The organism is Candidatus Pseudothioglobus sp. uisw_142 (assembly GCF_059512465.1).
This window is the reverse complement of the sequence record NZ_CM183452.1, coordinates 463,996-490,625: the sequence shown is the minus strand read 5'-3', so window position 1 is coordinate 490,625 and position 26,630 is coordinate 463,996. Positions and strand designations below refer to the sequence as shown.

At 36.5% G+C, this 26,630-nt stretch carries 19 protein-coding genes and 1 tRNA gene; 8 read left to right on the top strand and 12 right to left on the bottom strand.

The window, feature by feature from the left end; all coding sequences use genetic code 11:
• Window positions 1-13: 13 nt before the first annotated feature.
• Window positions 14-868 (top strand): alpha/beta hydrolase fold domain-containing protein, encoded by an 855-nt coding sequence (locus AC5YGB_RS02505; RefSeq protein WP_496137686.1) that lies wholly within the window; start codon window positions 14-16, stop codon window positions 866-868.
• A gap of 136 nt (window positions 869-1,004) precedes the next feature.
• Here AC5YGB_RS02505 and AC5YGB_RS02500 read toward each other — a convergent pair whose 3' ends face one another.
• The 6 genes from AC5YGB_RS02500 to AC5YGB_RS02475 all read right to left on the bottom strand — a co-directional run bounded on the left by AC5YGB_RS02500 (window position 1,005) and on the right by AC5YGB_RS02475 (window position 8,319).
• Complete coding sequence (locus AC5YGB_RS02500) at window positions 1,005-1,412, bottom strand: N,N-dimethylformamidase alpha subunit family protein (RefSeq protein ID WP_020028912.1); 408 nt, start codon at window positions 1,410-1,412, stop codon at window positions 1,005-1,007.
• Window positions 1,413-1,438: 26 nt separating this feature from the next.
• Entirely contained in the window at window positions 1,439-1,807 is a 369-nt protein-coding gene (locus AC5YGB_RS02495) for a hypothetical protein (RefSeq protein WP_020025020.1), read from the bottom strand.
• Window positions 1,808-1,831: 24 nt separating this feature from the next.
• The gene (locus AC5YGB_RS02490; protein ID WP_496137685.1) at window positions 1,832-4,210 is read right to left on the bottom strand and encodes a N,N-dimethylformamidase beta subunit family domain-containing protein; all 2,379 of its coding nucleotides are present in this window, start codon (window positions 4,208-4,210) and stop codon (window positions 1,832-1,834) included.
• A 38-nt stretch (window positions 4,211-4,248) separates the two neighbouring features.
• Window positions 4,249-6,246: a flotillin domain-containing protein gene (locus AC5YGB_RS02485; protein WP_496137684.1), complete on the bottom strand. Its 1,998-nt coding sequence runs from the start codon at window positions 6,244-6,246 to the stop codon at window positions 4,249-4,251.
• Between the two features lie 42 nt (window positions 6,247-6,288).
• Window positions 6,289-6,996: a bacteriorhodopsin gene (locus tag AC5YGB_RS02480; protein WP_020026402.1), complete on the bottom strand. Its 708-nt coding sequence runs from the start codon at window positions 6,994-6,996 to the stop codon at window positions 6,289-6,291.
• A gap of 150 nt (window positions 6,997-7,146) precedes the next feature.
• Window positions 7,147-8,319 (bottom strand): ABC transporter substrate-binding protein, encoded by a 1,173-nt coding sequence (locus tag AC5YGB_RS02475; RefSeq protein WP_020028908.1) that lies wholly within the window; start codon window positions 8,317-8,319, stop codon window positions 7,147-7,149.
• A gap of 315 nt (window positions 8,320-8,634) precedes the next feature.
• Between AC5YGB_RS02475 and AC5YGB_RS02470 the strand changes: the two genes are divergently transcribed.
• The 3 genes from AC5YGB_RS02470 to AC5YGB_RS02460 are packed head-to-tail and all read left to right on the top strand — an operon-like array spanning window position 8,635 to window position 12,133.
• Entirely contained in the window at window positions 8,635-9,327 is a 693-nt protein-coding gene (locus tag AC5YGB_RS02470; RefSeq protein ID WP_020028907.1) for a response regulator transcription factor, read from the top strand.
• Between the two features lie 16 nt (window positions 9,328-9,343).
• Window positions 9,344-10,561 (top strand): TMAO reductase system periplasmic protein TorT, encoded by a 1,218-nt coding sequence (torT, locus tag AC5YGB_RS02465; RefSeq protein ID WP_271803128.1) that lies wholly within the window; start codon window positions 9,344-9,346, stop codon window positions 10,559-10,561.
• A gap of 27 nt (window positions 10,562-10,588) precedes the next feature.
• On the top strand, window positions 10,589-12,133 hold the full coding sequence (locus AC5YGB_RS02460) for an ATP-binding cassette domain-containing protein (protein WP_496137683.1): 1,545 nt from the start codon (window positions 10,589-10,591) through the stop codon (window positions 12,131-12,133).
• Window positions 12,134-12,146: 13 nt separating this feature from the next.
• On the opposite strand, the gene AC5YGB_RS02455 is transcribed toward AC5YGB_RS02460, so the two are convergent.
• Together AC5YGB_RS02455 and AC5YGB_RS02450 are read right to left on the bottom strand one after the other, a co-directional pair.
• Complete coding sequence (locus tag AC5YGB_RS02455; protein WP_496137682.1) at window positions 12,147-14,207, bottom strand: ATP-binding protein; 2,061 nt, start codon at window positions 14,205-14,207, stop codon at window positions 12,147-12,149.
• A gap of 71 nt (window positions 14,208-14,278) precedes the next feature.
• Window positions 14,279-15,196, bottom strand: a complete 918-nt coding sequence (locus tag AC5YGB_RS02450) for an ABC transporter permease (protein ID WP_271803125.1) — start codon at window positions 15,194-15,196, stop codon at window positions 14,279-14,281.
• A 341-nt stretch (window positions 15,197-15,537) separates the two neighbouring features.
• On the opposite strand from AC5YGB_RS02450, the gene AC5YGB_RS02445 reads away from it, so the two are divergent.
• Genes AC5YGB_RS02445 through AC5YGB_RS02430 form a run of 4 tightly spaced genes read left to right on the top strand, consistent with a single transcriptional unit; the run spans window position 15,538 to window position 23,357 of the window.
• Window positions 15,538-17,736 (top strand): ATP-binding cassette domain-containing protein, encoded by a 2,199-nt coding sequence (locus AC5YGB_RS02445; protein ID WP_496137681.1) that lies wholly within the window; start codon window positions 15,538-15,540, stop codon window positions 17,734-17,736.
• A gap of 26 nt (window positions 17,737-17,762) precedes the next feature.
• Window positions 17,763-19,907: an ABC transporter permease subunit gene (locus tag AC5YGB_RS02440; RefSeq protein ID WP_496137680.1), complete on the top strand. Its 2,145-nt coding sequence runs from the start codon at window positions 17,763-17,765 to the stop codon at window positions 19,905-19,907.
• Between the two features lie 34 nt (window positions 19,908-19,941).
• Window positions 19,942-21,375 carry an ABC transporter permease subunit gene (locus AC5YGB_RS02435; protein WP_496137679.1) on the top strand — a complete coding sequence of 478 codons (1,434 nt, stop codon included), beginning with the start codon at window positions 19,942-19,944 and terminating at the stop codon, window positions 21,373-21,375.
• A gap of 50 nt (window positions 21,376-21,425) precedes the next feature.
• Window positions 21,426-23,357, top strand: coding sequence for a sodium:solute symporter family protein (locus AC5YGB_RS02430; protein ID WP_020025007.1), 1,932 nt, complete (start codon window positions 21,426-21,428; stop codon window positions 23,355-23,357).
• A gap of 8 nt (window positions 23,358-23,365) precedes the next feature.
• Here AC5YGB_RS02430 and sucD read toward each other — a convergent pair whose 3' ends face one another.
• The 4 genes from sucD to AC5YGB_RS02410 all read right to left on the bottom strand — a co-directional run bounded on the left by sucD (window position 23,366) and on the right by AC5YGB_RS02410 (window position 26,608).
• Window positions 23,366-24,253, bottom strand: coding sequence for a succinate--CoA ligase subunit alpha (gene sucD / locus AC5YGB_RS02425; RefSeq protein WP_020025006.1), 888 nt, complete (start codon window positions 24,251-24,253; stop codon window positions 23,366-23,368).
• A gap of 10 nt (window positions 24,254-24,263) precedes the next feature.
• Window positions 24,264-25,433, bottom strand: coding sequence for a malate--CoA ligase subunit beta (locus AC5YGB_RS02420; protein WP_065353672.1), 1,170 nt, complete (start codon window positions 25,431-25,433; stop codon window positions 24,264-24,266).
• A gap of 8 nt (window positions 25,434-25,441) precedes the next feature.
• Window positions 25,442-26,389, bottom strand: coding sequence for an aldolase/citrate lyase family protein (locus tag AC5YGB_RS02415; RefSeq protein ID WP_496137678.1), 948 nt, complete (start codon window positions 26,387-26,389; stop codon window positions 25,442-25,444).
• Between the two features lie 142 nt (window positions 26,390-26,531).
• Window positions 26,532-26,608: transfer RNA gene (locus tag AC5YGB_RS02410), tRNA-Glu, on the bottom strand.
• Between the last annotated feature and the right edge of the window lie 22 nt (window positions 26,609-26,630).

The window sequence follows — 26,630 nt, the reverse complement described above, 5'->3', positions numbered from 1 at the left end:
ATAAGGAATAAAAATGGCAAGAGCAATACCGATTGACCCAATACTCGAGAAGGGTTACAACGTTAGACTTCTGGTTGAAGATTTCGATAGCCTCATTGAAAAATGGTCTAACAGAAGTGAAAAATTTAGAGAGACAGTCGACTCTTCCTTAGACTGTCAGTACGGAAATGGAGAGAAAGACAAACTGGATATCTTTAGGTGCGGTAAACCTAATGCACCATTATTCATCTTTGTTCATGGTGGCTATTGGCAAAGAGGAGACAAGTCAGTTTACAGCTTCGTAGCTGAATCCTTTGTGAGCTCAGGCATCGATGTAGCGCTTATTGGTTATCAATTGTGCCCGAGTGCTAGTATGACGAATATCGTTGATAAAATTCGTGAGGCAGTTATATGGATTTGGAACAATGCTGATGATTACGCCATATCAAAAAATCGAATCAACGTCTCTGGTCACTCAGCTGGAGGACACATTACGGGAATGATTCTTGCGACTGACTGGAAAGAAATTTCAGAAGAACTCCCCTCTGACATCGTTAAAACTGGAGTCCCGATCAGCGGGCTTTATCAATTAGATCCAATCAGGGAGACAACCATAGCAGATGCCCTTGGTTTGGATGATGAAGAGAGTAAAGAACTAAGTCCTCATTTCTTTAAGCCCAAAACTGATGCTCCAATTCTGGTTACTCTAGGCGGAGGAGAAACCCCTGAGTTTCATTGGCAGACAGATCATTTTGTAGATAAATGGAAAGAACACAGAGCGCCACTTGATTACTTTGCTGAGCCCGAGGTTGACCACTTTGGTGTCGTAGAAAGACTGGCAAATAAAGAATCTCAAATATTTAAAAAAGTAAGAGATTGGATTTTATAGCTTTCATAACCTCTTAATCTAAAGGGTGGCACTTGCAATCAAAATAATTATTTAAGCGAGAGAGAGCAGCCATTAGTGAATGTTCACTGTAATTATAACGGCCTAATATTAAGGAGATGATTGCAAGTTGCCAAAACTAGCCGTAATGATTCATTAAATCAGCAATTCTTTTTAAAAAGATGGCATGCTCACAAGCCTCTTCTGATGAGTAAACTTCTTCCTGAATGTCAACTGGAACGCCTCGAATTCCTGATACGATTCCAATCTTATACTGCTCAAACATTCGAACACAAATGGTGACGTATTTGCCAGCCATTGGAGCTCTTCTCATCTTGTCAAGAATTTTTCTAAGATCATGGCTATGTTCAATCGCTGATCTCCCATTGGAGGGAGCATTACCTACTGGACTATTTCTATGTTCTGCGATTAATTTTCTTCGTGATTCATCATCGAATAAAAGTGGCATCACATAAGTCCTAGTTATATAGTCATCTGTCTCTGTATGAGATTCATTTGCCATTACTCCTTTTTCTTTATCTAACATCTTTTAATCCTCATTAATTAATAGTTTTAATGGTTTCTGCATGGTACTGATTCTCCTCGTTCTTCTTTCAAACGAATGGCTTCATCTTGAGCCTCTCCAGGCGAACCAAATACTTTATCCTCAAAGAGAATTAGTGGCTTTGCACGGTCAGCATTTAATTGCCCCACGCACCACTCCTTTCCTTCGATTGTACAAACTGCAACATAAGCTCCAGCAATTGGGCCATAGTGCCTGTTATTAAGAGTGAATAAGCATTCTGCTAAATCACTGACTTTATCCTCATCCAAAGAACTTATAACATCCTTCTCTAAATCATTAAGAGGCAAAGTACTTGTCCCAACAACTGACTTACCAACAGGTGGGTCCATCATATCGGGATGCTTATTTGAAGTCATATTTATTTCTCCTTTATCAATTTATTAAGGCAATGGGCCTTCTTTTAAAAAGCCTCGAATTGCATTCTCAGTAATACGAGAGACATTATTATTGTAGTTATTGTGAGAAAGACTGCCACACCAAGACAATGAGCCAGGCGCAAAAACGCCGCCATCATTTGGTGTTTTATAGAAAATCATATCTGCACGAACCATTGGATTTTCAGTTCCTCCGCCGTGATAGCCTCGCACAGAAAAGTGAATTTCTTCGTTAACTTGAAGCATCAAATTGGTATGGCCAACAGAATGGGCTAATAAATATGAATCATGAGGAGTTCCAAATTCAACATCATATCGATCTAACTCCAAACCAGCAGCACCGCCGCCAACAAGACCAAAATCACCAATCTTTTCACCATTACCTACGCCTTCCATAATCCAAGCAGTTTCTGGTCTTTCACTATCTTTATCTCTAACGTAGTAAGAGGAAACATCAAAACCGTAAGCAGTAAAGGTTAACCCGCATAACTTACTAGGGATTCTCCCACGTGCACGCCACATGCCTCCATATTTGCCGTCAAATGCATTATTATATTCTCCTGGATTGGCAGTCCAAGCCCTTGTCCCTGCTTCCCCTTTTCGAACCTCAATAATATTTGTATTATCTGGATGATATTCACTACACCAGTAAAAACCATTTGCGCCTAAATAAATCCATCGCCCACCATCCTGCTGATACTTTTCATAAGCAGAAAACATTTTTTCTGAAGTATATTCAGGATGACTTCCAGTAAGTACGGTTTGATATTTATTTAATAATCCAACACCCTCTCTATGTAAATCTTCATCAGTATGAATATCAAAATCAAAGTTTTTCGCCTCAAGCCAGTCAACAAGATGTAGGTCACCATTAAGCTGCCATAATGATGGAGACAACCAATGACGATATTTAGGACGCATATTCAATATGGGTCTGAGCCTGGACGAGTAACAAACACCGCTTCCATCTGAATGGAGTGAATATGTCGAAAGACCATACTCTCTATGCTCATTTAAATATAGATCAGCAGCAGTCATAACAGGAACTTTTCCAGCCAACAGCTCTGCTACAACACAGTTTGTACAAAGATTATCATTTGAGTATGCTATATATGAATTGGTTGGAAGAATAAAAGCCAATTTTGAAGTAGTTTTTCCTCTAGGTGGCCGAATCACAAAAGGAATGTAATCCTCTGTTTCTGGAGAGTCCTCTCCCCCAATTCTTAAACGAGCAGCATAAACTCCACTCTTTAGGCCTTCTGGAATTTTTAATTCAAAATCAACATCCCAACGAGCATCATCTATATCGTCATCATGAAAATGAATTGCGCCATACTCTTCAGGCTTATGGTGATAAATAATCTCATCACCAGTCCAATTGAAACCAGTCATTGCCCTTACAGGCATATTTATAATTGAACCATTAAGCATTGAAGGCGATGTATCAATAATACAAGTGGAAGCAATATTTGTAGTTATATTGGCATGAAAGTCCCACGCTCCAACCACATCACTTCTTAATTCAGCTTTACAACCTTGGTAGCCTCTTGCCAAAGATTCGATTTCAGACCTTGATAAAGCTCTTCTAGAGAGCCTTGGGCGATCAATTTTGCCATTATAAGTATGAGCCTGTTCAGGCAATTCAATGGGCTCAATAATTTCCTTAAAATGTCCTCCACTAATATGCCTACCTGATCTCTCATGCTTTGTACTTGCCGCCATAAGAAATGGCGCATCATTAATGCCTGGCTTAATACTGTTGATGGACTCAACAACAGCTGTTGTATCTTCAGCAGGGTTAAGTAACCCTTGGCCAAGACCGCCATTTGTAGAGGTTACAACAGGCTCTTGAAATAACGTCACTTTTCCAGTTCTAGCGTCATAGCTAACTGCCGCAAGATACCAAACCTTTCGTAACAGTTTTTTATCACTGGAAAGCTTCATAACCTGACCACTACCATCACCTATTTCAACTGATAGACAATTATGTTCATCAATAAATAATCCGTAACCGCTTTTACTTTCCTCTACCCATTTTGTTAAAACGCCCTGGCGTCCTTTTTGTGGCGTTCCAAGACCAACAACGGGCGTGGTTGGAAAAATATAACACTGAAGCGTAAAACTCTCAACATTCAATCTCTCATCTTGAGGCACAATCACATACGAACCCCCATGGATTCTTTGGTTTCTTCCAGGATAACTTTTATTACAATCAGCTTGAATTTCCTCTTCCTTGTAGCCAGGGCCTTCTGGATTAGTATCTCCATGAATCAAACGAACGATTTGTGTTTCATAAACCTCATTATTTTCAGAGTTAATATAAAATTGTATGTTATCCCCAGGACAAACTGAATATTTGTCACTATAACCAGTAATTCTCAACATAATATTTCCTTAATTTTTTTAATTAAAAGTTAATTTTTTTAAGCTTCCTCAGCATCTATATCTTGGCTATTGTCTTCATCTTTTTTATAGTCTCCAAGAATATTCTTTATATTGCTTATTTCTTTAGAGGACATTCCAATTTCATCTAAAAGATTGTCAATGAATGGAACTTGGGCTCTATAACGCATTGCAGCATTTACAATGTTGTCAGGTAAATTTCCATCACCATTGCCCCCCGACCCCTCAAAATTGGCATTATTGCTGTTTGAATTAAATCCTGGCATTCCGTTAAGCTCATAGATTTTGATATCATCAATATTTTCCATTGGCTTAACTGCTTCACGAATAATGGAATCAAGATTTCTTGCCAACTCCATCCTAAGATCACTTTGCCTATTTTCATCGCTGCGAGCATTCTCAGCTTCATTAAGCAGTAATCGCCCTGAAGCATCTACTTCATAACGTAGTTTGCTAGCAAGTGTGGCATATTTTTCAGCCTGTTCACGTTCTTGTGCAGCCTCTTTTTCAGCTCTTGCAAGGGTTGTAATTTGTATAGCTTCACTCTCACCCTCCTTTTCAGCATTAATCAACTGTAGCTTCTTATCTCGCTCAGCAACCTCAACATCCTGAGCAGATTGAACTTGCTCCTCTGCAACCACCATTTGGGCTCTAGCATGCTCTTTAGTTTCTTCTGCATTAAGCACCTCTACAGTTTTAGCAATAATTTCAAGCTCACGATCCTTCTCTTCTATTTCAAGCTTCCTTCTCTTTTGAATCTCAGACGCTTGAGCCAACTGATCATTTTCAATTCTTGAAATTTCTATAGCTCTTTGCTGTTGGATCTGTAATTTCTTAACTTCCTCTTGGGCACTAATTTGTGCTTGCTCTGCTTCTATATAACGCTCCGACTCTACTTTAAGAACCTCAGCTTTTTGCTTAGCTCTTTGAGAGGCAATTTCCTCTTCTTGTTTTAGTCTTGCAAACTCATTTTCTTTTTGAATTTCCAATGCTCTAATTTCAGCTTCAAGATTCTTTTGCTTTATATCAGTTTCAGTCTTTCTTTCAACTTCATTCCTTAGTCTTTTGCGCTCCTCTATCTGCAGTGTTAGCTCATGCTCTCTCAATGAACGTTCAACCTCAATTGTATCTTGCTGCTGTATTCTTGCTTTTTCAATATTCTCAGCAGATTGAATTCTAGCTTCTTCCGCTAAACGCTCCTGCGTTGCAGTTTCAATAGCCATTTCAGTTCGCTCTTTGTCACGCTGCTTAGCAATCTCTCGCTCCTGCAATAACCTTGAAAACTCTCTTTGTTGATCGATTTCAAGAGCCTTTTGCTCAGCCTCAAGATTTTTTGCTCTTATTCTTATTGTTGTATCTTGCTCAATATCATTACGCTTCTTCTTTCCAGCTTCTATTTGCTCTGTTAGCTGGGTTAAACCTTCTGCGTCAAATGCATTAGATGGGTTAAATACCTCCAATCCAGCCTGATCCAAACTAGTTAAAGAAACAGCTTCAAGCTCAAGTCCAGTAGCCCCTAATGACTCAGCAACAATAACTTTAACTGCTTTAATATATTCACCTCTCTTCTCTTGAATCTCTTCCATTGTCATTTGAGCAGCCACAATACCTAGTGCATCGACAAATCGACCTTGAACTAATTCTCTTAAACTTTCAGGCTCCATGGTTCTCTTGCCTAATGTTCCTGCTGCAATAGATACGGCTTCTTTTGATGGTGTTACGCGCACATAAAATTCGGCAACAATCTCAACACGCATTCTGTTTTGAGTAATAAATGACTTATCACCACCCCGCTTAACCTCAATCCTCAACGTACGCATTCCAACTGTAGTGATGTTATGAATGATTGGTAACACAAAAGCACCACCACTCAGAATAACCTTCTCACCTCTAAGTCCAGTTCTAACGAAAGAAACTTCTTTAGATGACCTGCGATATAACCAATGCAACAAATAAACAAAAATTGCAATTGCTAATGCTGTAAGAATAATGGCTGCAATAATATCTGCACCAGTCATAATTATTTCTCCTTATAAAATTTGTATGTATTATTTTTCACGCTACTTGCTCTCATTTATCAGCTGAGTGTCATTCATTGCAGCTCGATAAATTACAAATCCAAAAATTACTTTATTTAAAAAATCACTTAAGTTATAGACAATATTTAAGCTATTAACATCGATACCCCCTCCAAGATTATTTATAAAATAACCCAGTGGGTATATTGCCCAACCTATAGTCAAAATCAATCTCAGTCCATTAAAAGCCATATGCGTTGCTTCATTTCCACTTTCTATATTGGCTCGTCCAGCTTCACCCATATAAAGCTCTCCAAGAATATAGAGCCAACCTACTACGCCTATGATGAATCCCAGTGTTGCACTCATATATCCTGCTGCACCTAGAAACTCACCTATAACCATCACTAAAGATCCAATCAATAAACGCCAAAATAATGCTGACGAAACTTTCGTCACTGCTGACAAAATAATATAAAACAAAACAATTTGCATTGTATGTGTGAGTATCCAGTCTAAATATCTGAGAATGATTGGAGCCGAACCTGTGTCAACCCACATAGTCTTAACATAATGGTAGAAAACTGCTGAAATTAGCATGACTACACCCAGCAAAGTCATGGTTGTGTGCCATCTGCTAGCAACCTTTGTTCTCTCAAGTAAAAAGAAAATTGACGCACCAATCATTGCCATAGATAGAAGCCAAAAAGTTCCCCCTACAATGTCCGTTGGTAATAATGTGCTGTTCATAAAAAATCCTTAGTTTTAAATTCTATTTTTATTACTATTACTTCTAAATTATTTAAAAAACAAATTTTTAATAACTTTAAAAACCTAAACGATTACAAAAAATTTATAGAGCCTAAAAAGTCATTTTTAAGCTCTATAAAAGTTATCTACTTATGAATTTGGATCATATGCTTCTGGATCCGCAGGTCTTAAGAAGAAATTATCAAGGTAGTCTGAACTACCCCAAATATCTATACCTGGGTTATACCAATCAGTAGAGTTTCTATCACAATCTTCACCCATCATCGCTTCAACATCAGCAAAAGTGATCTTGCGAGGTGGGACTAGGATAGATTGAATCTTAGGACCTTGTCCCTGTAAAGTACGCATCATGATATTCCAACCAAGTTCAATATCATCACCTGGAGGCCATGTTTGAATGGCGGCACTAATGTAATCTGGATTTTTACGCCAGTAACACAATGCACCTAACTCACCACCAATTGACAATGGAACCATTTCACGACCAGACTGTTGAAGAGCAGCCAATACTCCTGTTTCACCAGAAGACTGAACTGCCATTCCATCTAGTTGTCCAGGATGAGTCGCTAACCATTTTTGCGTTTCAGCTTGACCAACTTGTGATGTCCACATATGCGCAATTTGACCTGTAACTTTAATATCTGGATATCTTGATAATCCATCTAAAACACCACGGTTCTGCGAGTCAGAAGCTGAAAATCCAGGAATACCTTCAATTACAAGTACATTTCCTTTACCATCGATCTCTTCTGCCATCCATGTACCGACATCAAATCCGGCCTGGTGATAGTTAACTGATGAGTTAACTGAAAGTGGTGATGTTGTATACCCAGTGAATGAAAACACTGGCACACCTCTATCAAATGCATATTGGATTGCTTGATTAAGTGCGGTTGGGTTTGAACAACAAATAATAATAGCATCCACACCTTGATCAACTAACTGTCTAATTTGTTGAATTTGAAGTGAGTCTTTAAGATTTGATTGTGTAACAACAATATCATTAAGCAAACCAAGCTCTTGCCACTTTGGCTTAAGTTCGTTCATTAAACGACCCATAGCACCTTTTCTCCAAGTGTTGCCTGCGTAAGTACTTGCATAACCCACAGTCCAAGGTGGCGAACGATCACTTTTCCACTCCCTGAAAGCACTGTCATCTAATGGCTGCATTGAGTCCATTAAGTCCATGTTGTATACTGAATCAGTAATACTTTTTGGAAGTTCTTCAACCCCAGCAAGAGTCATCGTTGAAAATCCTAACGATAAGATACATGCTAGAGTAAGTTTTATAACTTTTTGCATTTTTATCTCCTTTTTTTGACAAGTATGATTACTTGTTTTTATTACTTTATAAATGCCTTGATTTATAAGCTATTAAAGCCTTTAAAGCAATTTTACATAGTCTAAAGTATATATGAGTATATCATATCGCATTCAATAGTCAACAAAAGTATGTATTTAATATTAATTTAGATCCATTCGTATGTATACATATATAAAGTATGCAGTTCCTCCCACCTATTAATAAAAAAAATCATGTACAATCAATGCGAAACGCCCTTTTAGCTCAAGGATTAAGCGTTACATATTTAATTACTATAGAGACTTAATTGAGACATGGAAAAACAAAATCAAGACAATGCAATTCGTTATCAAATTGTTATAGCTGATGATCACGCCCTAGTTCGTGGTGGTTTAGAGTTGGTTGTAAAGATGGCAGTTCCAAATTCAGATATATTTCAAACAAATAGCTTTGATGAAACTTTAAAAGTTCTTTCAGATGAGAATTCAATCGACCTTCTACTGCTGGATTTAATGATGCCAGGCATGGATAGTGAAAAAAGTATTCAAAACATCACTAAAAATTATCCAGGTGTGCCCATAGTTATTGTCTCTGTTAAAGAAGATTTTGACTCGATTCATATGGCTATTTCTTCTGGCGCATCAGGCTATATTCCTAAAACTTCTTTGCCAGAGGTAACAATTAGCGCTATAAAACTTGTTTTAGCAGGTGGAGTATATATACCTCCTCACGTTTTAAATTCCAAAATTGACACTACAAAAGAACAATCTGTTGAACAATCAAACACTCTCAATAAAGCTAAGATTTTATCTAAAAGGCAGGAGGAAGTTTTTAACCTAATTAAGATTGGAAAATCAAATCAATCAATTGCAACTGAACTTAATTTAACCATTCCAACAATCAAAATGCATGTCTCAGCAATATTTAAAAAACTTGATGTAAAAAACAGAACTGAAGCAGTTGCTAAATATTCTGACATGCAAAGAGTCTCAGAACTTATCTCCTAATTTCCATTGCAATACAATGAAAAATGTCAACGAAACTTTTAATTTTTTTCATACCTTAAGAGCTTTCAATGTATCTTCATTTATCTTATTAATTCTTTTAACCTTAATTAATATATCCACATTGCATGCTTCTGAAGGGGATTACTGGTCTCAAGAAGTGAATGTGTTTAATTTTTCTTGTACAGATGGTGATGTAGACTGTTGGACTGACCAAAGAAACTCTCTAGAAACTCTTCCACTTGAGATGTATAGACCTTTAGAGCCATCACAAGTGAAATATAAACATCATATATGTGTTTCATTTCCTCATCTTAAAGATTCTTATTGGGTAGGCGTAGCCTATGGAATTATTGGAGAAGGTAGACGTCTTGGCCAAAAAATTACCTTATTCGAAGCTGGTGGCTATACAAACCTTGATACACAATTAAATCAAGTAGATGACTGCCTTACTAACGGCGGTGATGCTTTGATTATTGGGCCAATTTCGAGCAATGGAAATGCCAAGCAAATAGATATGATCAGGGCTAAAGGAATCCCTGTAGTTGTTCTTGTCACTGGTATCAATACTCCAATTGATGCCAACTCTTTACAAAACTTCATTGATATGGGGTATACCTCATGCAAATGGGTTGCTGACCAAGAAAGAAATAATGATCAATCAACAAATATTGTATGGTTTCCTGGACCTCCCGCTGCGGGATGGTCAATTGCCTCTAATATAGGCTGCCTCAAAGCTATAAAAGATACAAAAATTAACATACTTGAAACGCATTGGGGTGATACAGGTAAAGCTATACAATTACAGTTAGTTCAGGAAGCACTTCAGAACTTAGCCTCAGGTCCTGAACCTGAATTTAAATATATAGTAGGAACAGGGACAACTATTGAAGCCGCTGTTGGTGCACTTAGAGCAAACAAACTCCAAAGTAAAATTAAACTTGTTTCAACCTACTATACGCCAGGAATTGATATGTTTATCAAGAGAGGATTAATCTCAATGGCGCCATCAGATCAAATGATTTCACAAGCAAAAATTGCAATTGACCAAGCTGTAAGACTAGCAGAAGGATTAACAATGGCAACTGGAGGAAGACCTGAATTTAATAGCACTGGACGTGTAACTGAACACATACAGCAACCAATCTTAATTGTAACTCCTAAAAATGCTGCTAATTTTGATACCTCTACCACCCTTGCACCCAAAGGCTGGTCTCCAGTTTTTTCAGTCGACTAAGAAACAAGTTATTCATCAAAATAAACCATGGATAGAAAAGATAAGCCCTTATTAAAACTTCAAAATATTTCAAAGAAATTTTTTGAATCTTCTGTCCTTGATAGCGTAAATTTTGACTTATATCCTGGAGAAGCCCATGCAATCTTTGGACAAAATGGTGCCGGCAAATCTACTCTAATTAAAATCATTACAGGAGATCTTCAACCAACAAGTGGAAAGATAATTCTGAATGATGAAGAATTAAAAATTCATTCAGTCCATAATGCAAAAGAACTTGGAATAAGCGCTGTATTTCAAGAATTCTCTTTAGTCCCTCAACTCACAGTAGAAGAGAACTTATTTTTAGGCTCAAATAAATCAAAAGGCTTATTTCTTAACAAAAAAAAGTTACATGAAATGGCCTGTGAAACAATGGAGCAACTTGAGTTCTCAATTAAGCCAGAAGAAAAAATAATTAATTTATCTCATGCTGAAAAAAGAATGGTTGAAATTGCCAAAGCTTTTCATACAAGACCATCCATAATGATTTTAGATGAACCCACCGCTTCTTTAGCTGAAAATGAAACAAACCATCTTTTCTCAATGATTGAGATTTTAAAATCTGAAGGAATAGGTGTAATTTATATCACACATCGAATGAAAGAGATTTATAAAATATGCAGTCGTATCACTATTCTTCAGGATGGAAAAGTCATAAATTCAGATAAAGTTTCAAATATCAATGAAAAAAAATTAGTAGAACTCGCAACAGGGAGAGCAATTCAAAAAATTTACCCTGAAATGAATCATCAATTTGGTAGAAAACTTTTAGATATAGAAAATTTATGTGTGAGCAACAATAATTTAAAAGATGTCTCTATCAATGTCCGAGCAGGAGAAGTTGTCGGTCTTGCCGGATTAGCTGGCTCTGGAAAAACTGCCATTGGTCGGGCATGCTTTGGTATTAATAAAATTAAATCAGGAAAAATCACTTATTTAGATGATGTTATCTTTGACTCAGAGCAACAAATTAACGATATCACCCCAAGGGCAATGCTTGATAGAGGAATGCTTTATATGCCATCAGATAGAAGAGCTGAAGGCCTAATAATGGAACAGAATATTAGAGAAAATATTTCACTTCCTTCATTAGGTCTTCCAAAATTTTCAACTGGATTTATGGTGAATAAAAAGAATGAAAAAGATATTGTGGAAGAAATTGGTCAACGCCTGAACTTCAATAATCATGGTATTGAAAATAAAATAGAGCAACTATCTGGTGGAACTCAACAAAAAGTAATGCTTGCAAAAAGTTTTGCTCGAGATGTTCAACTTTTTATTCTTGATGAGCCAACTATTGGTGTTGACATTGGCACTCGAGTATCAATATATAAACTAATAAGTGATTTTTGTGAATCGGGGGGAGCTGTTCTACTTATTTCTTCTGATTTAACAGAATTAGTTAACTTGTCTCAGAGGGTGTATATTATTAATGAGGGTACATTAAGTAATGAGATAAATTCAGATGAATCTAGTGAAAAAGTAATACAAAATTACTTCTTAAAGTCAGCCCAAGTCTCCCTTAATGTCTAATCATTCTGATTATCTAAGATCGGACTAAGTGTGAAATTATAGCTCTAAATTTTGCTGGCTGTATAGGTTTCAATAAGACCGGAAAGCCCTGTGCCGTGATACTTTGTACATGGCTTCTTTCAACATCACCAGTTACTATAACACTTGGAATTTTAGATTTTAGTTCTTTTTGAACTGTTCTTACTACATCAACACCAAAGGCATCCCCCGGTAAGCGATTGTCAGCAATGATAATATCTGGGTTTAAAAAACCTTTAGATTTAATAATATCTATAACCTCATTTTTATCACTTCCAGTAGTAACAATACATCCCCAAGACTCTAATAGCTGCTGAGTAGACTTTAAAACATCAATATCATCTTCGATTAAGAGGATTTTAATTCCATTTAAGTTCATAACATTCGGAAGATAATCATTGTTTTGATTGCTACGGCTTATTTTGGTAATTTCAACTAAAACAGAAAAACATGACCCATTTCCAATCTGAGATTTACTCTCAATTTTATGATTTAAACTTACTGATAAGCGCTTAGCTAGAGCTAATCCCAAGCCAAGGCCCTTACTCCGATCACGCTCTTTATTTTCAATCTGATAAAAGTCTTCAAAAATACTTTGCATTTGGTTTTCAGAAATTCCACAGCCCGTATCCCATACCTCAATAGAAGCCATATCACCTCGTCTTCGACAACCAATCAATACAGAGCCTGTTTCTGTATACCTAATAGCATTTGACATATAGTTTCCAATAATACGCTCTAGCAAATCAGGATCACTTTTGACAAAGATACTAGAAGGAACAATTCGAAAACTTAGATTCTTTTCTTTGGCTAGTGGCTCAAATGATTGAGAAATACTGGTAAAAATTTCATTGATTGGAAACTCTTCATGTCTCGGCTTAATTGCTCCAACTTCTAATTCTGAGACATCTAAAAGTGCATTTAAAAGTCTAGCAGTTGATGCAGATACAGAATTGATATCCTCAATAATGGTGAGAGCATCTTTGTCTTTAACTTTAGATTTTAAAGCCGCAATATACATTTGCATTGCATTTAATGGCTGACGTAAATCATGACTGGCTGATGCCAGAAAGACTGATTTTGCTTTATTTGCCCTATCAGCGTCCTCTTTAGCATTTTGGAGTCCAACACCTTGCTCCCATAAATCTTCCTTTAATCTATTAAAACTTCGTCCCATCCTCCCAAGTTCATCTTCCCGTTCTAATATATTCTGCTCATCTTCAAATTTCGTAACTTTCCTTAAAGGGGTATACCTATTAATTGAGTCAGTAAGAAGTTGAAGTGGCTTTGAAATATTCATCCTAACAATGAGAAGAACCATTGAGATAACAAATATAAGAGAAATTATTGTAGTTAAAACAATATAACTAATTGCAATTCGCTGAACATAAGTTATTTCAGCATTAGATGCATTAATGATATTTTGAAGTTTGGCATTTACCTCGTCAGACTGCTTGAGAAGGTGGCTTTCAGTAATAGAAATTTCATCAAGATCTTCAATTCTAAGACTTAGAATATCTAAATTCTTTTCAGGAAATAATTTACCCATTACTAGTTGATTATATTGCTGGGCTATTATTCTTAACTCATAGAGCTCTATGAGTAACTTTTCTTGGTTAGAGGCAATGATTCCGCTCTCATCAGTCTCCTCACTTCTAACTTTTCTAATAAAGGCCTCAGTATCTCCAATGGATTCCTTTAACTTTTGACTAGATAGTGAAAATGCATCATATAATAAATTACTATCTAATAATTGAAGGTATTTTTCATAGAAAGAAGTTTTATCTGAATCTTGATTAACGATTTGGGTTGTTGTTATAAATAACTCATTTACGCTTAAACTTTGCTTGTATACGCTCTCATCAATAGAATGCACAGACTCAATCAAAGGAATAGTAATAGAAGACATTTTTTTTGTTTCGCTAGATACAGTATCAATTTGGGCAAAAGACACAAACATTAATGAAATAAAACCAATAATTTCGATAAAGATTAAGACTAAGATTTTTTGATTAAGAGATAGTCTATTAAAAAGATTTTTTTGAGCTTTACCCATATTTTTTTTAGGCCCTTACAACATAAAAATGTAACTTAAGGCATTAAGGGAGCTCATAGTCTCAAAAACAACTAATTTTTTACCGTTGTTAACATCTGCTGACGAAAATATTCAGCACTAATAGCTACAATTAGTAATGCGCCAATCACAACCATTTGCAGATACGAACCAACCCTCATAAGGTTCATACCATTTTGTATTAAAATAATAAAGAACGCTCCTAATACAACATTTTGAACTCTTCCTACTCCCCCCAGAAGACTTACTCCTCCAATAGCACAAGCAGCGATAGAAAGCAGTGGGTAGCTAGCGCCAATATTAGGTTCACCAGTCTCTAATCTTGCAGTAATTAGCAAAGCTGCAATACTTGTTATAATTGCTGAAAAAACATATGCACTTACAATATACACTCGAATATTAATTCCTGATAACTCAGCAGCCCTAACATTTCCTCCTATTGCATAAAAGTATCTTCCCATCTTAGTCAAATTCAAGAAAATATATACTATTCCAATAAAAAATAAGGTCACCCATATTGATAGTGAAATCCCTAGGAAAGTGCCATAACCAAAAGTATTAGTAAATGATTCAGGGGCACCATAAATCGGTATACCACCAGTAATAGTAAGCGCTAAACCAAAAATAATTGAAGACATCCCAAGAGTCATAATGAAGGGAGGAACCCTTAAGAAAGCAACACCAAGGCCATTAACAAGACCAATACATGCCCCTATTAATAATCCAGCTAAACATCCTATAAATATTGCCTCCCAGCCTGTTCCATACCCAGACCATAATGCGACCATAGTCATTGATGCCACAACAGAAGTCATCGCAAGAATAACGCCAACTGAAAAGTCTAGTCCGGCAGTAAGCATTACAATCATCTGTGCCATAGCTACCAGAATAAGGTCAGTGGAATGTCTAGCAACTCCCATTATATTTTGAGTAGTTAAGAAATTATCGCTAGCTAATGAGAATGTTAACAATGCAACCCCTAAAAACCATGGAAGCACTCCAGCCTTAATAAACGAGATTATAAAAAATTGTTTTATGCTTATAAAATAATTTACAAAACGTGTGATCATATTTTTTATTCTATTGAAGAGACTTAGATTAACTAACAAATAATGTTACTTTTTCTATCAAACATTTTAACACCAATACTCGCTAATCTTATATAAAAGTATAAATATATACATACTATTGACTATGGTATGTCATAGTAGTAAACTAGACCTATACTTTTGGATGGTTATAGATAGAATTTATGGTCACATAAACCTTCTTAATAAATAACCATTAGCTTAGAGTAATTTTATTTGTTGCAATGCAGGGGCTTATTTCAGTGATCGATCAAGTTGAAAGCACATTACAAGATAATGTTTCAAACACATCAGAAACACTTACTAAATTTCCTGGTGAGCTTCATGTTAAGAATGTCAACAAGTCATTTGGAGTAACAAAAGCCTTAGATAATGTCTCTTTCACAGGTTATTTTGGTGAAATTCATGCAATTATTGGTGGCAATGGATGCGGCAAAAGTACTTTAGCTAAAGTCTTAGCAGGTGTCTTACCAATTGACTCAGGAAAAGTATCAATTAATGGTCATCACCCATCTACTCCAAAAGAATCTCGTGATTTAGGAGTTTCAATGGTATTCCAAGAAGTTCTTGTTGCTGATGAAGCATCAATTGTCGATAACTTATTTATAGGTATTGATGGTTTTTTCTCCAAAACTTTATCTGATAAAGACAAAGAAGATAAAGCCAGAACTTTATTAAGTGAACTAGCTGATGAAGATATAGACCCTTTAATGCCTGCAGGGAATTTACCACTGAGTACTAAAGCATGGATTACAATCGCTAGAGGTCTCTTAAGTGAACCAGATTTACTTATACTTGACGAATCATCTGCTGCCTTAGATTTCGATTCAACTGAACGTCTCTTTAATAAAATGCGAGAGTTACGTGATAAGGGTTCAGCAATCATAATAGTTACACATCGAATTGCCGAGTTAGTAAGAATAAGTGATCGATGCACCGTAATGAGAGATGGAAAGGATGTTGGGGTATTAGAAAAAAGTGAAATTACTGAAAAAAATCTTTTACAGTTAATGACTGGTAAGGATCAAAGTAAAGATGTGGCTAAACAAGAAGCTCATAAAACCTCTCACTCTCAAGTTGCCTTAAGAACCCAAAAAATGCGAGTTTGGGCTGATAGTAAAGAATCTAATTTCAAACTACTTAAGGGGGAAATAGTTGGAATTACTGGCCTCGATGGTCATGGTCAAGATGATTTTGTCCGCATATTAGCTGGCATTGCAAATGCTAATGACGGTGTTACTGAAGTTAGTATCAATCATGGACAGGATTACTATTCAATTAATAACCTAGAGGATGCAAAAAAGCATGGCATTGCTTTTGTTTCAGGTGATCGAAAGAGAGAGGGAATTTTACCAAATCTGAGTATTGTTGAAAATTTAGCAATATCTATGTACAAGCAAAATACCAACATCCCTGGTGTTAGATTAATCGAATGGAGTGGAATAAATGATATTTATGACTGGGAAGTTGAAAGATTAGCTATAAAGGCTGGCGCTAAAGAGAATTTAATTACTTCACTAAGTGGTGGGAATCAGCAAAAAGTAATGCTTGGTCGTGCATTCGCCTCTCATCCAAAGACTTTAGTTTTATTAGACCCAGCTCGTGGTATTGACCTTCAAACTAAAAGAGATCTCTATAAACAACTCAGAGAGTTTGCTGATGATGGAAATTCAGTTATATATATGTCGAGTGAACTTGAAGAATTTATAGGTTTTTGTTCACGTGTAATTGTATTCAGGAATGGAAGTATCTTTGAAACATTCGTAGACCAACAAATAAATGCTGATGGAATTCTGGAATCTATGTTTGGACATATTCAAAATGAAAATTCAGATAAAGATGAAAGTTTTAAATTGGATAGCTTTGAATCAAAAATAGATGAACAATCAAATAAATCAGAACATCCTAAAAAAAATAAATTGGAGAATGATGTGAGTAGATACAACGTAAGCAAATATTTCAAAAAAGACAATGAAAAAGTTTACTCAGTTAAAACTAAAAATCAAGATTTTTCCTTAACTGATGAAGAGCATTTCAATTCAATATTAAACTCTTCAGAAAGTAAAAATAAAAAAAGCAAAAAGATTGAGCCAATGGCTACTAATGATTTAAGTGATTCCATTGAATATTCTCAGAATGATTCTAATCAATTTGAACAGTTAATGGAGTTGAACAACAGTAAGCGCAGTTCTAGATCAGTACAAATTAAAAAAACGGAAGCTTATTCTGCATCTGATGAGGAGCTTTTCAATAAAGCCACTAATGAAACTAAAAAAGAATTTAATAATATAGATAAAGAACAAAGTAATAATGCCGCTATTAGTAATTCAAAATCAGATCCATCCAATACTCATGAATATAGTGAGCAAGATATCCAAAAATTTGAAAAACTAATCACTAAAGACCAATCTTCAAAAGATTAAAAGTTATTGATTGAAAAAATATTAAAATGGAATTAACAAAAAAACAAGAGTCAAATTCAGGTGCTAGTACCTATCTTATAGTGCCTATTGTAATTTTCTTTTTATTGCTTATATTCGCAGTAATTAGAGGACCCTATCTAGTCTCAAGTACTGGTTTTGGTGGCTTAATAATTGTAGTTGCTCCATTAATTCTTGCGACCTATGCACTGACGGTAATCGTTATGGCTGGAAGAGCCGGGGTGGACTTATCAATTGGTCCATTAATTGGATTTATAAATGTCGGAATGATTCAACTGATTGGCATAGGCTTCATAGAGTCACCGATTGCAATCTTCTTGTATGCGATTGGCGTTGGTATAGCGTATCAAATTTTGATGGCCTTAATCATTGTTTTTGTTCGTGTCCAGCCAATTATTGTTTCCTTAAGTGGCTATCTGTCACTTGTGGGCTTGAATCTTATAATTATGCCTAGACCATCAGGATTAGCGCCAGATTGGATGTACAGTTGGGGTGCTGGAACCTCTATTTTTTCTCCTGTTCTCGTAATATTAATCGTTGCAACAGCAGGCTGGTACCTCTTAGCTCAAACGGCATTCTGGGGAAATCTAAAAATGATGGGTTCAGATGAGCGTGCAACTTATACAAGTGGTGTTAATGTCAACATGGTACGAATAGGAGCTCACGTCGTAGGAGGTATTTATGCAGGACTTGCTGCAATAACTTTTACTTCATTAATTAGCTCTGGTGATCCAAGTCAAGGAACAACCTATACATTGATGGCCGTTACTGCACTTGTGCTTGGTGGAGCCAATTTAGCAGGTGGTCGTGGAAGTGCTTTTGGAGCTCTTCTTGGCTCACTAAATATATTTTTGATTACTTTTGCACTTTCGACCTTTAACTTTGGAAAAATGCAAAGCTTTATTACTGATATGTCCTATGGACTTATGTTAGTTGTTTCATTATTAATCAGTATTGCAATTCCATTTCTTCAAAAACGAGCTCGCGGACTCTCTCCAGGATTAGTATTTTTAGTAATGGGGATTATTTCAGCAGGAGTTATGGTAAGCGTAGCAATGGATAAATCCTTTGGAGTAAAGAGATATAAGGCCTTTGTTGCAGCAGTTGAACAGGAAACCTTGTCAGCAGGGACAATTATGTTCTTTATGATAATTGGAGTAGTAGTGGGTGCTTATATTATTAAGATGGTTTTTAAACATATCAGTGCCCCAATGATTGGATTATTGATTATCTTAATCATTACTGCTTTTGGTCTAATATTTAATCCAGAGGCAACAGATGCTGTATTCACACCAGCCACAATTGGATTGGAATATTACTCAATGAGTATATTTGGCTTAGAGCAAGTCTCTCTCTCATCAGAATCATTAAGTAAATCAACTTCACTATTCATTGGTTTTATTGGGGTAGTTTTATTATCATCATTGATGATTCTTACTATGCTGCCAGGAATTAAAAAGAATATTAAGCGTATAGCAATGATTTTATTTATCTCATTAATACCTGTTATTGCAGTTGGAGCTGTATTTTTTCAAGATGCTGACAAGGGTTATTTAATGAGCAGTTTTTCTGGTGAGATTTATGCAATTCTCCTTGTTTCAGCTCTCCTCTTTACAATTACAATACCTTTAGTTCATACAGAAATTAAAAATATAAATAATCTATTTATTGGTGGCATTTCTATAGTTACGTTAATTATTATGTATTTCTTTATTGGTAATAGCGCAGTTGCTATTGACCCTTCATTGAGCTCAATAACCAACTATTCAAACCCTATTATTCCTACTGGCTTAGAAAGTGTGCCAGCTCAATTAATTGAATATTCCACTCCAATAAGGGTCAATATTGAATCAGCTGGTATGGCAGTAGTTACTGAGATAGCTTATATAGCAATTATTATCGTATTGCTACAAATATTTTTACGTATTGCTATGGAAGAGACGAGCTTCAAAAGCTTTTGGAAATATTGGTATATTCCTATTTTTGCTACTTTAGCCTGGAGTGGCTTATTTTTTGCAATAGGTGTACCTATATGGAAACTCATTGTCATTATTGCTATTACAGTTATTTCTGCTCCAAATGTAATGCACATTATTAGTACTTACATTATCGGTGATCATAAAGATGATGCTATAAGTAAGTGGGAGGGATAAATCATGAAAATATCTTTTACATACTGGAATAGAAATGCGTGTAAATAGAATGGGAAAAGCCGCTTTTTCGTTTTATAAATGGCTAGGATTCATTATTGCCGTAATAGTTTCAGCTATAAGTGCTGTTTTAGGATTTTTTGATGATACTCCTTCGCAACTTGTTATGCTATATACAGTTGCAATCTTTGGTTCAATACTATGGGGCTGGCATCATCTATCAGTAAGGTGGACATATAATGAAACTTTCTATGATGCTGATGAAACACTCAACGAAAATAATTTAGATCAAAAGATCCAGGAAGTTGAAGACTCAGATCAGACAGATAGTTATTTTAGTTTTCTTATCAAAAGTAATAGAGGAGCAATAATTGGAATACTAGCAATGATTATTGCATTTGTTGCACTTGCTTTTGCTATGGATGATTTTTTCCAATGGCAAAATATCCTCTCATTAGTAGTATTTTTTCTAACACTCCTAGTATTGATAATCACTAATTCAGTAGCAAAAAATAATAAAAGTGCACTTATGGGCTTAGCAGTCCTAATTGGACTTTTTATTATGGGCTCTCTTATTGTAGATGGCTTTATATCAACTTTAAATCTTAAGTCTATGCTTCTTTTTGCCTCTTTTCTTGGGCTTGCATGCATTGGACAAACTCTAGTTGTACTTCTTGGAGGCTTAGATTTATCAGTAAGTTTTGTAATTGGAGCTGCAAATATTGGTTTGATGTACTTAATTACACTCGGCATACCCCCTTGGATTTGTATTATTGCAGTACTCCTCATGGGTTTAGGAGTTGGACTAGTTAATGGTTTATTAAGTTTTCGACTTCAAGGGCAAGCACTTATTCTAACTCTTGGTGTTGGTTTTGTTGTGACTGGAGCTGTTCAAGCACTAACGACTATTGGTTCAGACTTTGGAGGTAGTGTTTTTGGCGTAGTTCCAAAATGGTTATCAAATATTGCTGCTACAAATGGAACTTTTCTTGGGGTTAGTATCCCTCCTGTAGTCGTGATCTGGGTTGTGGCATCGATCATTATGATTATTGCCCTATCGAATACAACTTGGGGCAGAAGTCTATATGCAGTCGGTGGAAATCGAACTGCAGCAGCAAGATTATCTATTTCAGAAAAAGCATACTGGATTGGAGCATTTGCAATTGGTGGGTTTGTCTCTGCGCTTACTGGTATTTTACTATTAGGCTGGAGTGGTGGTGGGTTTGTAGGTGTTGGTGGCCCTTATCTTTTTCAAACAATAGCAGCTGTTGTTGTTGGAGGTACTTCTCTTCTTGGAGGGAAAGGAGGGTATGGCTTTACAGTAATTGGTGTTCTTGTATTGCAAGTCCTTTCATCATTTTTAGTTGGTATTGGATTGAGCTATGAAGGGCAACAGTTTGTTTTTGGTCTTCTAATACTGCCAATGGTAGCTTTATATGCAAGATCCCCACACATCAGAACACAAATTTAATATTGAATTCATAATGATATCTAATTACTTAACTCAGGAATATAAATATAATGATTGAAGCAATAACATGGATATTTATATTTTTGGTCCTTTACTGGTCCTACTGTTTTTTTTGGGGGGTTAGAGCCTCAAAACAAATAGCAACTGGGGATGATTATTTTTTATCTGGGCGAAATCTTTCACCATGGGTATTTGCTATAGCAGCAACCGGTATTTCTTTTGCTGGATGGACTTTTATTGCTCATCCAGGGCTTATTTTTAGGGATGGCTTTCAATTTGCAAACACCTCATTTTTTGCAATAGCTGTTGCAATCTCAGGTGTTGTCCTACTTAAAAGGCAATGGATGCTTGGAAGACGATTTGGCTATACTACAGCTGGTGAAATGTTAGCAGCATACTTTAAAGATGACACTTTAAGAATCATTTCTGTAGGGATAGCTCTGCTTTTTGGCATACCCTTTGCAGCACTTCTTTTTGGCTCTTCAGGATTTTTGATAAGTGAACTAACTAACGGTATTTTTTCCCGAAATGTAGCTATGTGGTCATTATCTGGATTTGTACTTTTGTATTCAATTATGGGGGGAATGCAGGCTATTGCAAAAATTTCAGTTGTTCAGACTATATTATTTTTTCTTGGAATGATATTACTGGGGGTTATTGCTCTTAATCTTGTTGGTGGTTTTGACAATTTAAATGAAGGTTTAGCAAATATGGCTAAAAGCCTAACTAGTCATCTTGGAAAAACAAAAGGAATGGGCGGTGGAAACTTCCCTGGATATTTTTCAATTCCTGGTGTTATTCAATTTACTGACGGTATTGGAGTAGAAACTCCAAAAGGTGGTCCTTGGACAGCAATTATGACTCTTACATTTATGATGTCAGTTATGGGAATCCAATCTTCACCTACTTTCACAATGTTGGGATTTACGAGCAAATCTCCTAAAGGGTTCTCAATTCATCAAATATGGGGAGCTGCAGCTTGTGTCGGCATTATTATGCTTTTATTTTCTACACTACAAGGAGTCAGTGCAAATTTACTTGGGGCAAGTAGTGCTGTAAATAAAGCTGGATTTGCAGTAGCTAATTACTTACCCGAGCTATCTAAAGAGCAATATACAGAATTAGTCATACATTATATAAAGCTTATAGGCAATTCTTCGCCATGGATGTTTGGCTTTCTTACAATTTGTGCAGTTGCTGCTTTACAAGTTACCGCTGCTGCGTTTATGTTTACGACAGGAAATATTCTATGTCGAGATATTTATGTTCAATACTTTAACAAAGATGCAGATTACAGACTTCAAATTAAGTCTGCAAAAATTTTTACTGCTTTAGTTTTTTTATGTGGAATGTTGCTTGCTTCTTTTTCTATGGAAGCCACACTTCTACTTGGTGGTTTAGCGATTGCTTTTTCATTTCAACTCTGGCCATCATTATTAAGTATTACTTGGTTTCCATGGATAACGAAAAATGCAGCAATTGCTGGATTAATTATCGGGCTAATTGTTGTTGTTTTTACTGATACATTAGGACAAAAGTTAACTGGTGGAAGACTTCCATGGGGGGTATGGCCCTGGACAATTCATTCAGCTGTATGGGGAATGTTCTTTAATATTTCCATTTGTTTAATTATGTCATTTTTGACTAATAATGATCCAGATAGGGAGCACAGAGAGAAATTCCATTCTTTTATTCGAGAGCATAGTATTAGGAAAAATAATGACCGCTGGTCTAAACCTGTTGGAGGTCTTCTATTAATGGTTTGGATGTTCTTTGCTATAGGGCCTGGATCTATATTTGGTAACTTTGTTTTTGGAAAGCCAAACAATGGTTATGAGGATTGGATGCTTGGAATGCCATCCATCTGGGCATGGCAAATTATTTGGTGGGCATTAGGTGTTGGAGTAGTTTGGTTTTTAGCTAACAAATTAAGAATGTCTACTGAGCCTGAAATAGAGATTAAATCTATTTCTTCAGAATGACTATTATCTCAGTTAGCTTTTAATAGTTTTGCCATTGTAATACCCATATCTGAAGGTGTTGGTGCTACCAGAATTCCTACATCTTTAAGCATAATTACTTTTTCTGCAGCACTCTCTCCGCTGGAATTTACAATCGCTCCTGCATGCCCCATAAGGCGTCCAGGTGGAGCAGTTAAACCGGCAACATAGGCAGCCATTGGCTTACTCATATTATTTTTAAAGTAGTCTGCAGCTTCAGCTTCCTGAGGGCCGCCAATTTCTCCAATAATCAAAACAGCTTCAGTCTCATCATCTTTTTCAAAATGCTTAAGTATTTCTACAAAAGAACTTCCATTGATTGGGTCTCCACCAATACCTACAGCTGTACTTATACCAATACCTAACTCTTTCATTTGAGACGCTGCCTCATATCCTAAAGTACCAGATCTTCCAATTAAGCCAACTTTGCCTTTCATATAGATGTGCCCTGGCATGATTCCCATCATAGCTTTACCTGGGCTAATAGTTCCAGCACAGTTTGGACCGGTCAATATCATTCTCTCATCTGGCTGAGCACTATTAATATATCGCTTTACTCGGATCATATCATGCGTTGGTATGCCATCAGTAATACTAACGCAATATTTAATCCCAGATTCAGCAGCCTCCATAATTCCATCACCTGCATAAGCTGGTGGTACAAAAACAATACTAGCCTCTGCACCTGTTGCCTTAACAGCCTCCTCAACAGTATTAAATACGGGGATACCTAGATGGGTCATACCTCCTTTTCCAGGTGTTACTCCAGCAACCACATTGGTTCCATAATCAATCATTTCCTGGGCGTGAAAAGAGCCAATTCTCCCAGTAATCCCTTGAACTAATACTGGTGTTTTTTCATCAATAAATATACTCATATCTCAACCTTTAATGATTATCCTTCCAGGCATCAACAACCTTATGAGCTGCATCAGCTAGAGTATTTGCTGTAATAACTTTCTTACCGCTATCTTTTAAAATTTTTTGTCCTTTTTCAACATTTGTTCCAGACAAACGAACAACTAAAGGAATGTTAATATCACGTTTATTTAATAAATCGACGATTCCCTGAGCTACCCAATCGCAGCGATTTATTCCTGCGAAGATATTAATTAGTATGGCTTCAACATTTTGATCTGAAAGAACTAACTCAATCGATGTTGCTACTCTTTCAGGTGATGCGCCGCCGCCAATATCAAGGAAATTAGCAGGCTCTCCTCCAGCATGCTGAATCATATCCATGGTGGCCATTGCCAATCCTGCACCATTAATAATACAGCCTATGTTTCCTTCCAATCCAATATAGCTTAGATCATGCTCTGCAGCATTGGTCTCTCTAGGATCCTCTTGAGTCTTATCGCGGAATTCAAAAATCTCTGGTCTACGGTATAGGGCATTAGCATCAAATGTCATCTTTGCATCAATAGCTAATATTTGATTATCTGATGTTAAAACCAATGGGTTAATTTCCAATAAATTGGCGTCAGTATCTCGAAAGGCACGATAACATTTCATTACTGCTCTGCTTGCAACTCCAACCGCCTGATTTGGCAGATCAAGCGTAAAGGCCAATTGCCTAGATTGAAAGGGTTGCATGCCAACTGCAGGATCAATAACAATTTTTGCAATTTTTTCAGGTGTCTCCTCAGCCACTTTCTCAATATCCATGCCACCCTCAGTTGAGGCAATGAGAGTAACTTTCTGAGTAGCACGATCAAGAACAATACTAAAGTATAGCTCTTTACTGATGTCACTAGCCTCTTCAACATATATACTGGAAACCATCTTTCCTTGAGGGCCTGTCTGATTGGTGACTAGGTTATTTCCGAGTAGCTTGTCACAAAATTCAGAAATTTCGCTATGACTTTTACATAATTTAACTCCACCCGCTTTTCCTCTTGCACCAGAGTGCAGTTGTGCTTTAACTATCCATGAATTTCCACCCAATTCATTAGCCTGATAAATTGCCTCTGTTGCTGAGTGTGCAATACCACCCTTAGGAATTGGAACCCCATACTTAGCTAGGAGTTTTTTGGCTTGATATTCATGAATATTCATAACTACACCTAGACCTTTCCATGAATTGCGTTATCTGTATTCACAATATTTTCAGCCATCTTAGCGGATGCTGCATCGATCATACGTCCATTAAGTTGGGCCGCCCCTCTTCCAGCTTTTGCCGCCTCATCAAGAGCAATCAGAATTTGCTTTGCATGAGAAACTTCTTCATTAGGTGGCGTATAAACCTCATTAGCAAGCTCAATCTGAGATGGGTGGATGGCCCATTTTCCCTCAAACCCAAGAGCTGCGCCCCTTCTTGCTGCATCTTTATAAGACTCCGGATCATTAAAATCTCCAAATGGACCGTCAATTGCACGCAGTCCATAAGCACGGCACGCAACTAACATCTGGGACAATCCAGCATGCCATTGATCACCAGGATAATCTGGATTCAAACCACCGATAACAGTTGTTCTGGCTCTGCAGCTTGCAGCATAATCAGCTACGCCAAAATGCATAGCCTCAAGTCTTTCATCTCGCCCTTGCTTTGCAATCTCCATCACATTAGCCATACCTAGTGTAGTTTCAATCAAAATTTCTATTCCAATTCTATTTTTTAGGCCTTTTGCTGTCTCTATTTGATTAAGCATCGCTGACAACATATACACATCAGATGCTGTTCCTGCTTTTGGAAGTAAAATGGTATCAAGCTTATTCCCAGCCTGCTCCACAACCTCAACTACATCCCGATACATATAGTGAGTATCAATACTATTAATTCGAACTGAAATCGTTTTTCCACTGCCTTTCCAGTCAAGATCATTAATGGCATCAATTACATTTTGTCGAGCGGGTATTTTATCGTCTGGAGCTACTGCATCCTCTAGGTCTAAAAAGACATAATCAGCAGAACTTTGTAAAGCCTTTTCAAACATCTTTGGACTAGATCCAGGAACAGCCAATTCACTTCGCTGAAGCCTTTGTTTAACTGGCTCATAGATAATATGACTCATAAAACCCCTTTAATGAATATTTCAATAATTAAATATAACAACAATTGCATTGAGTAAATTGAGTAATAATCAAAGGTGATTTAGGTCAAATCAATCCTAAAACTTAAATGAATAAAAGAATATCAAAAGATTTGTCTTTAAGTGGCGTCCCGTAGGAGATTTGAACTACCTGTTTCCAGGATGAAATCCTGGCGTCCTGGGCCACTAGACGAACGGGACATGAAAATTTTAGAGGATTTTA

What these genes read in the sequence shown, in the direction of transcription:
- AC5YGB_RS02495 (WP_020025020.1), bottom strand. Translation starts at nt 1,807, where the DNA reads ATGACTTCAAATAAGCATCCCGATATGATGGACCCACCTGTTGGTAAG.
- AC5YGB_RS02445 (WP_496137681.1), top strand. Translation starts at nt 15,538, where the DNA reads ATGCAGGGGCTTATTTCAGTGATCGATCAAGTTGAAAGCACATTACAA.
- AC5YGB_RS02500 (WP_020028912.1), bottom strand. Translation starts at nt 1,412, where the DNA reads ATGTTAGATAAAGAAAAAGGAGTAATGGCAAATGAATCTCATACAGAG.
- AC5YGB_RS02460 (WP_496137683.1), top strand. Translation starts at nt 10,589, where the DNA reads ATGGATAGAAAAGATAAGCCCTTATTAAAACTTCAAAATATTTCAAAG.
- AC5YGB_RS02440 (WP_496137680.1), top strand. Translation starts at nt 17,763, where the DNA reads ATGGAATTAACAAAAAAACAAGAGTCAAATTCAGGTGCTAGTACCTAT.
- AC5YGB_RS02485 (WP_496137684.1), bottom strand. Translation starts at nt 6,246, where the DNA reads ATGACTGGTGCAGATATTATTGCAGCCATTATTCTTACAGCATTAGCA.
- sucD (WP_020025006.1), bottom strand. Translation starts at nt 24,253, where the DNA reads ATGAGTATATTTATTGATGAAAAAACACCAGTATTAGTTCAAGGGATT.
- AC5YGB_RS02490 (WP_496137685.1), bottom strand. Translation starts at nt 4,210, where the DNA reads ATGTTGAGAATTACTGGTTATAGTGACAAATATTCAGTTTGTCCTGGG.
- torT (WP_271803128.1), top strand. Translation starts at nt 9,344, where the DNA reads ATGAAAAATGTCAACGAAACTTTTAATTTTTTTCATACCTTAAGAGCT.
- AC5YGB_RS02435 (WP_496137679.1), top strand. Translation starts at nt 19,942, where the DNA reads ATGCGTGTAAATAGAATGGGAAAAGCCGCTTTTTCGTTTTATAAATGG.
- AC5YGB_RS02475 (WP_020028908.1), bottom strand. Translation starts at nt 8,319, where the DNA reads ATGCAAAAAGTTATAAAACTTACTCTAGCATGTATCTTATCGTTAGGA.
- AC5YGB_RS02455 (WP_496137682.1), bottom strand. Translation starts at nt 14,207, where the DNA reads ATGGGTAAAGCTCAAAAAAATCTTTTTAATAGACTATCTCTTAATCAA.
- AC5YGB_RS02420 (WP_065353672.1), bottom strand. Translation starts at nt 25,433, where the DNA reads ATGAATATTCATGAATATCAAGCCAAAAAACTCCTAGCTAAGTATGGG.
- AC5YGB_RS02430 (WP_020025007.1), top strand. Translation starts at nt 21,426, where the DNA reads ATGATTGAAGCAATAACATGGATATTTATATTTTTGGTCCTTTACTGG.
- AC5YGB_RS02480 (WP_020026402.1), bottom strand. Translation starts at nt 6,996, where the DNA reads ATGAACAGCACATTATTACCAACGGACATTGTAGGGGGAACTTTTTGG.
- AC5YGB_RS02505 (WP_496137686.1), top strand. Translation starts at nt 14, where the DNA reads ATGGCAAGAGCAATACCGATTGACCCAATACTCGAGAAGGGTTACAAC.
- AC5YGB_RS02415 (WP_496137678.1), bottom strand. Translation starts at nt 26,389, where the DNA reads ATGAGTCATATTATCTATGAGCCAGTTAAACAAAGGCTTCAGCGAAGT.
- AC5YGB_RS02470 (WP_020028907.1), top strand. Translation starts at nt 8,635, where the DNA reads ATGGAAAAACAAAATCAAGACAATGCAATTCGTTATCAAATTGTTATA.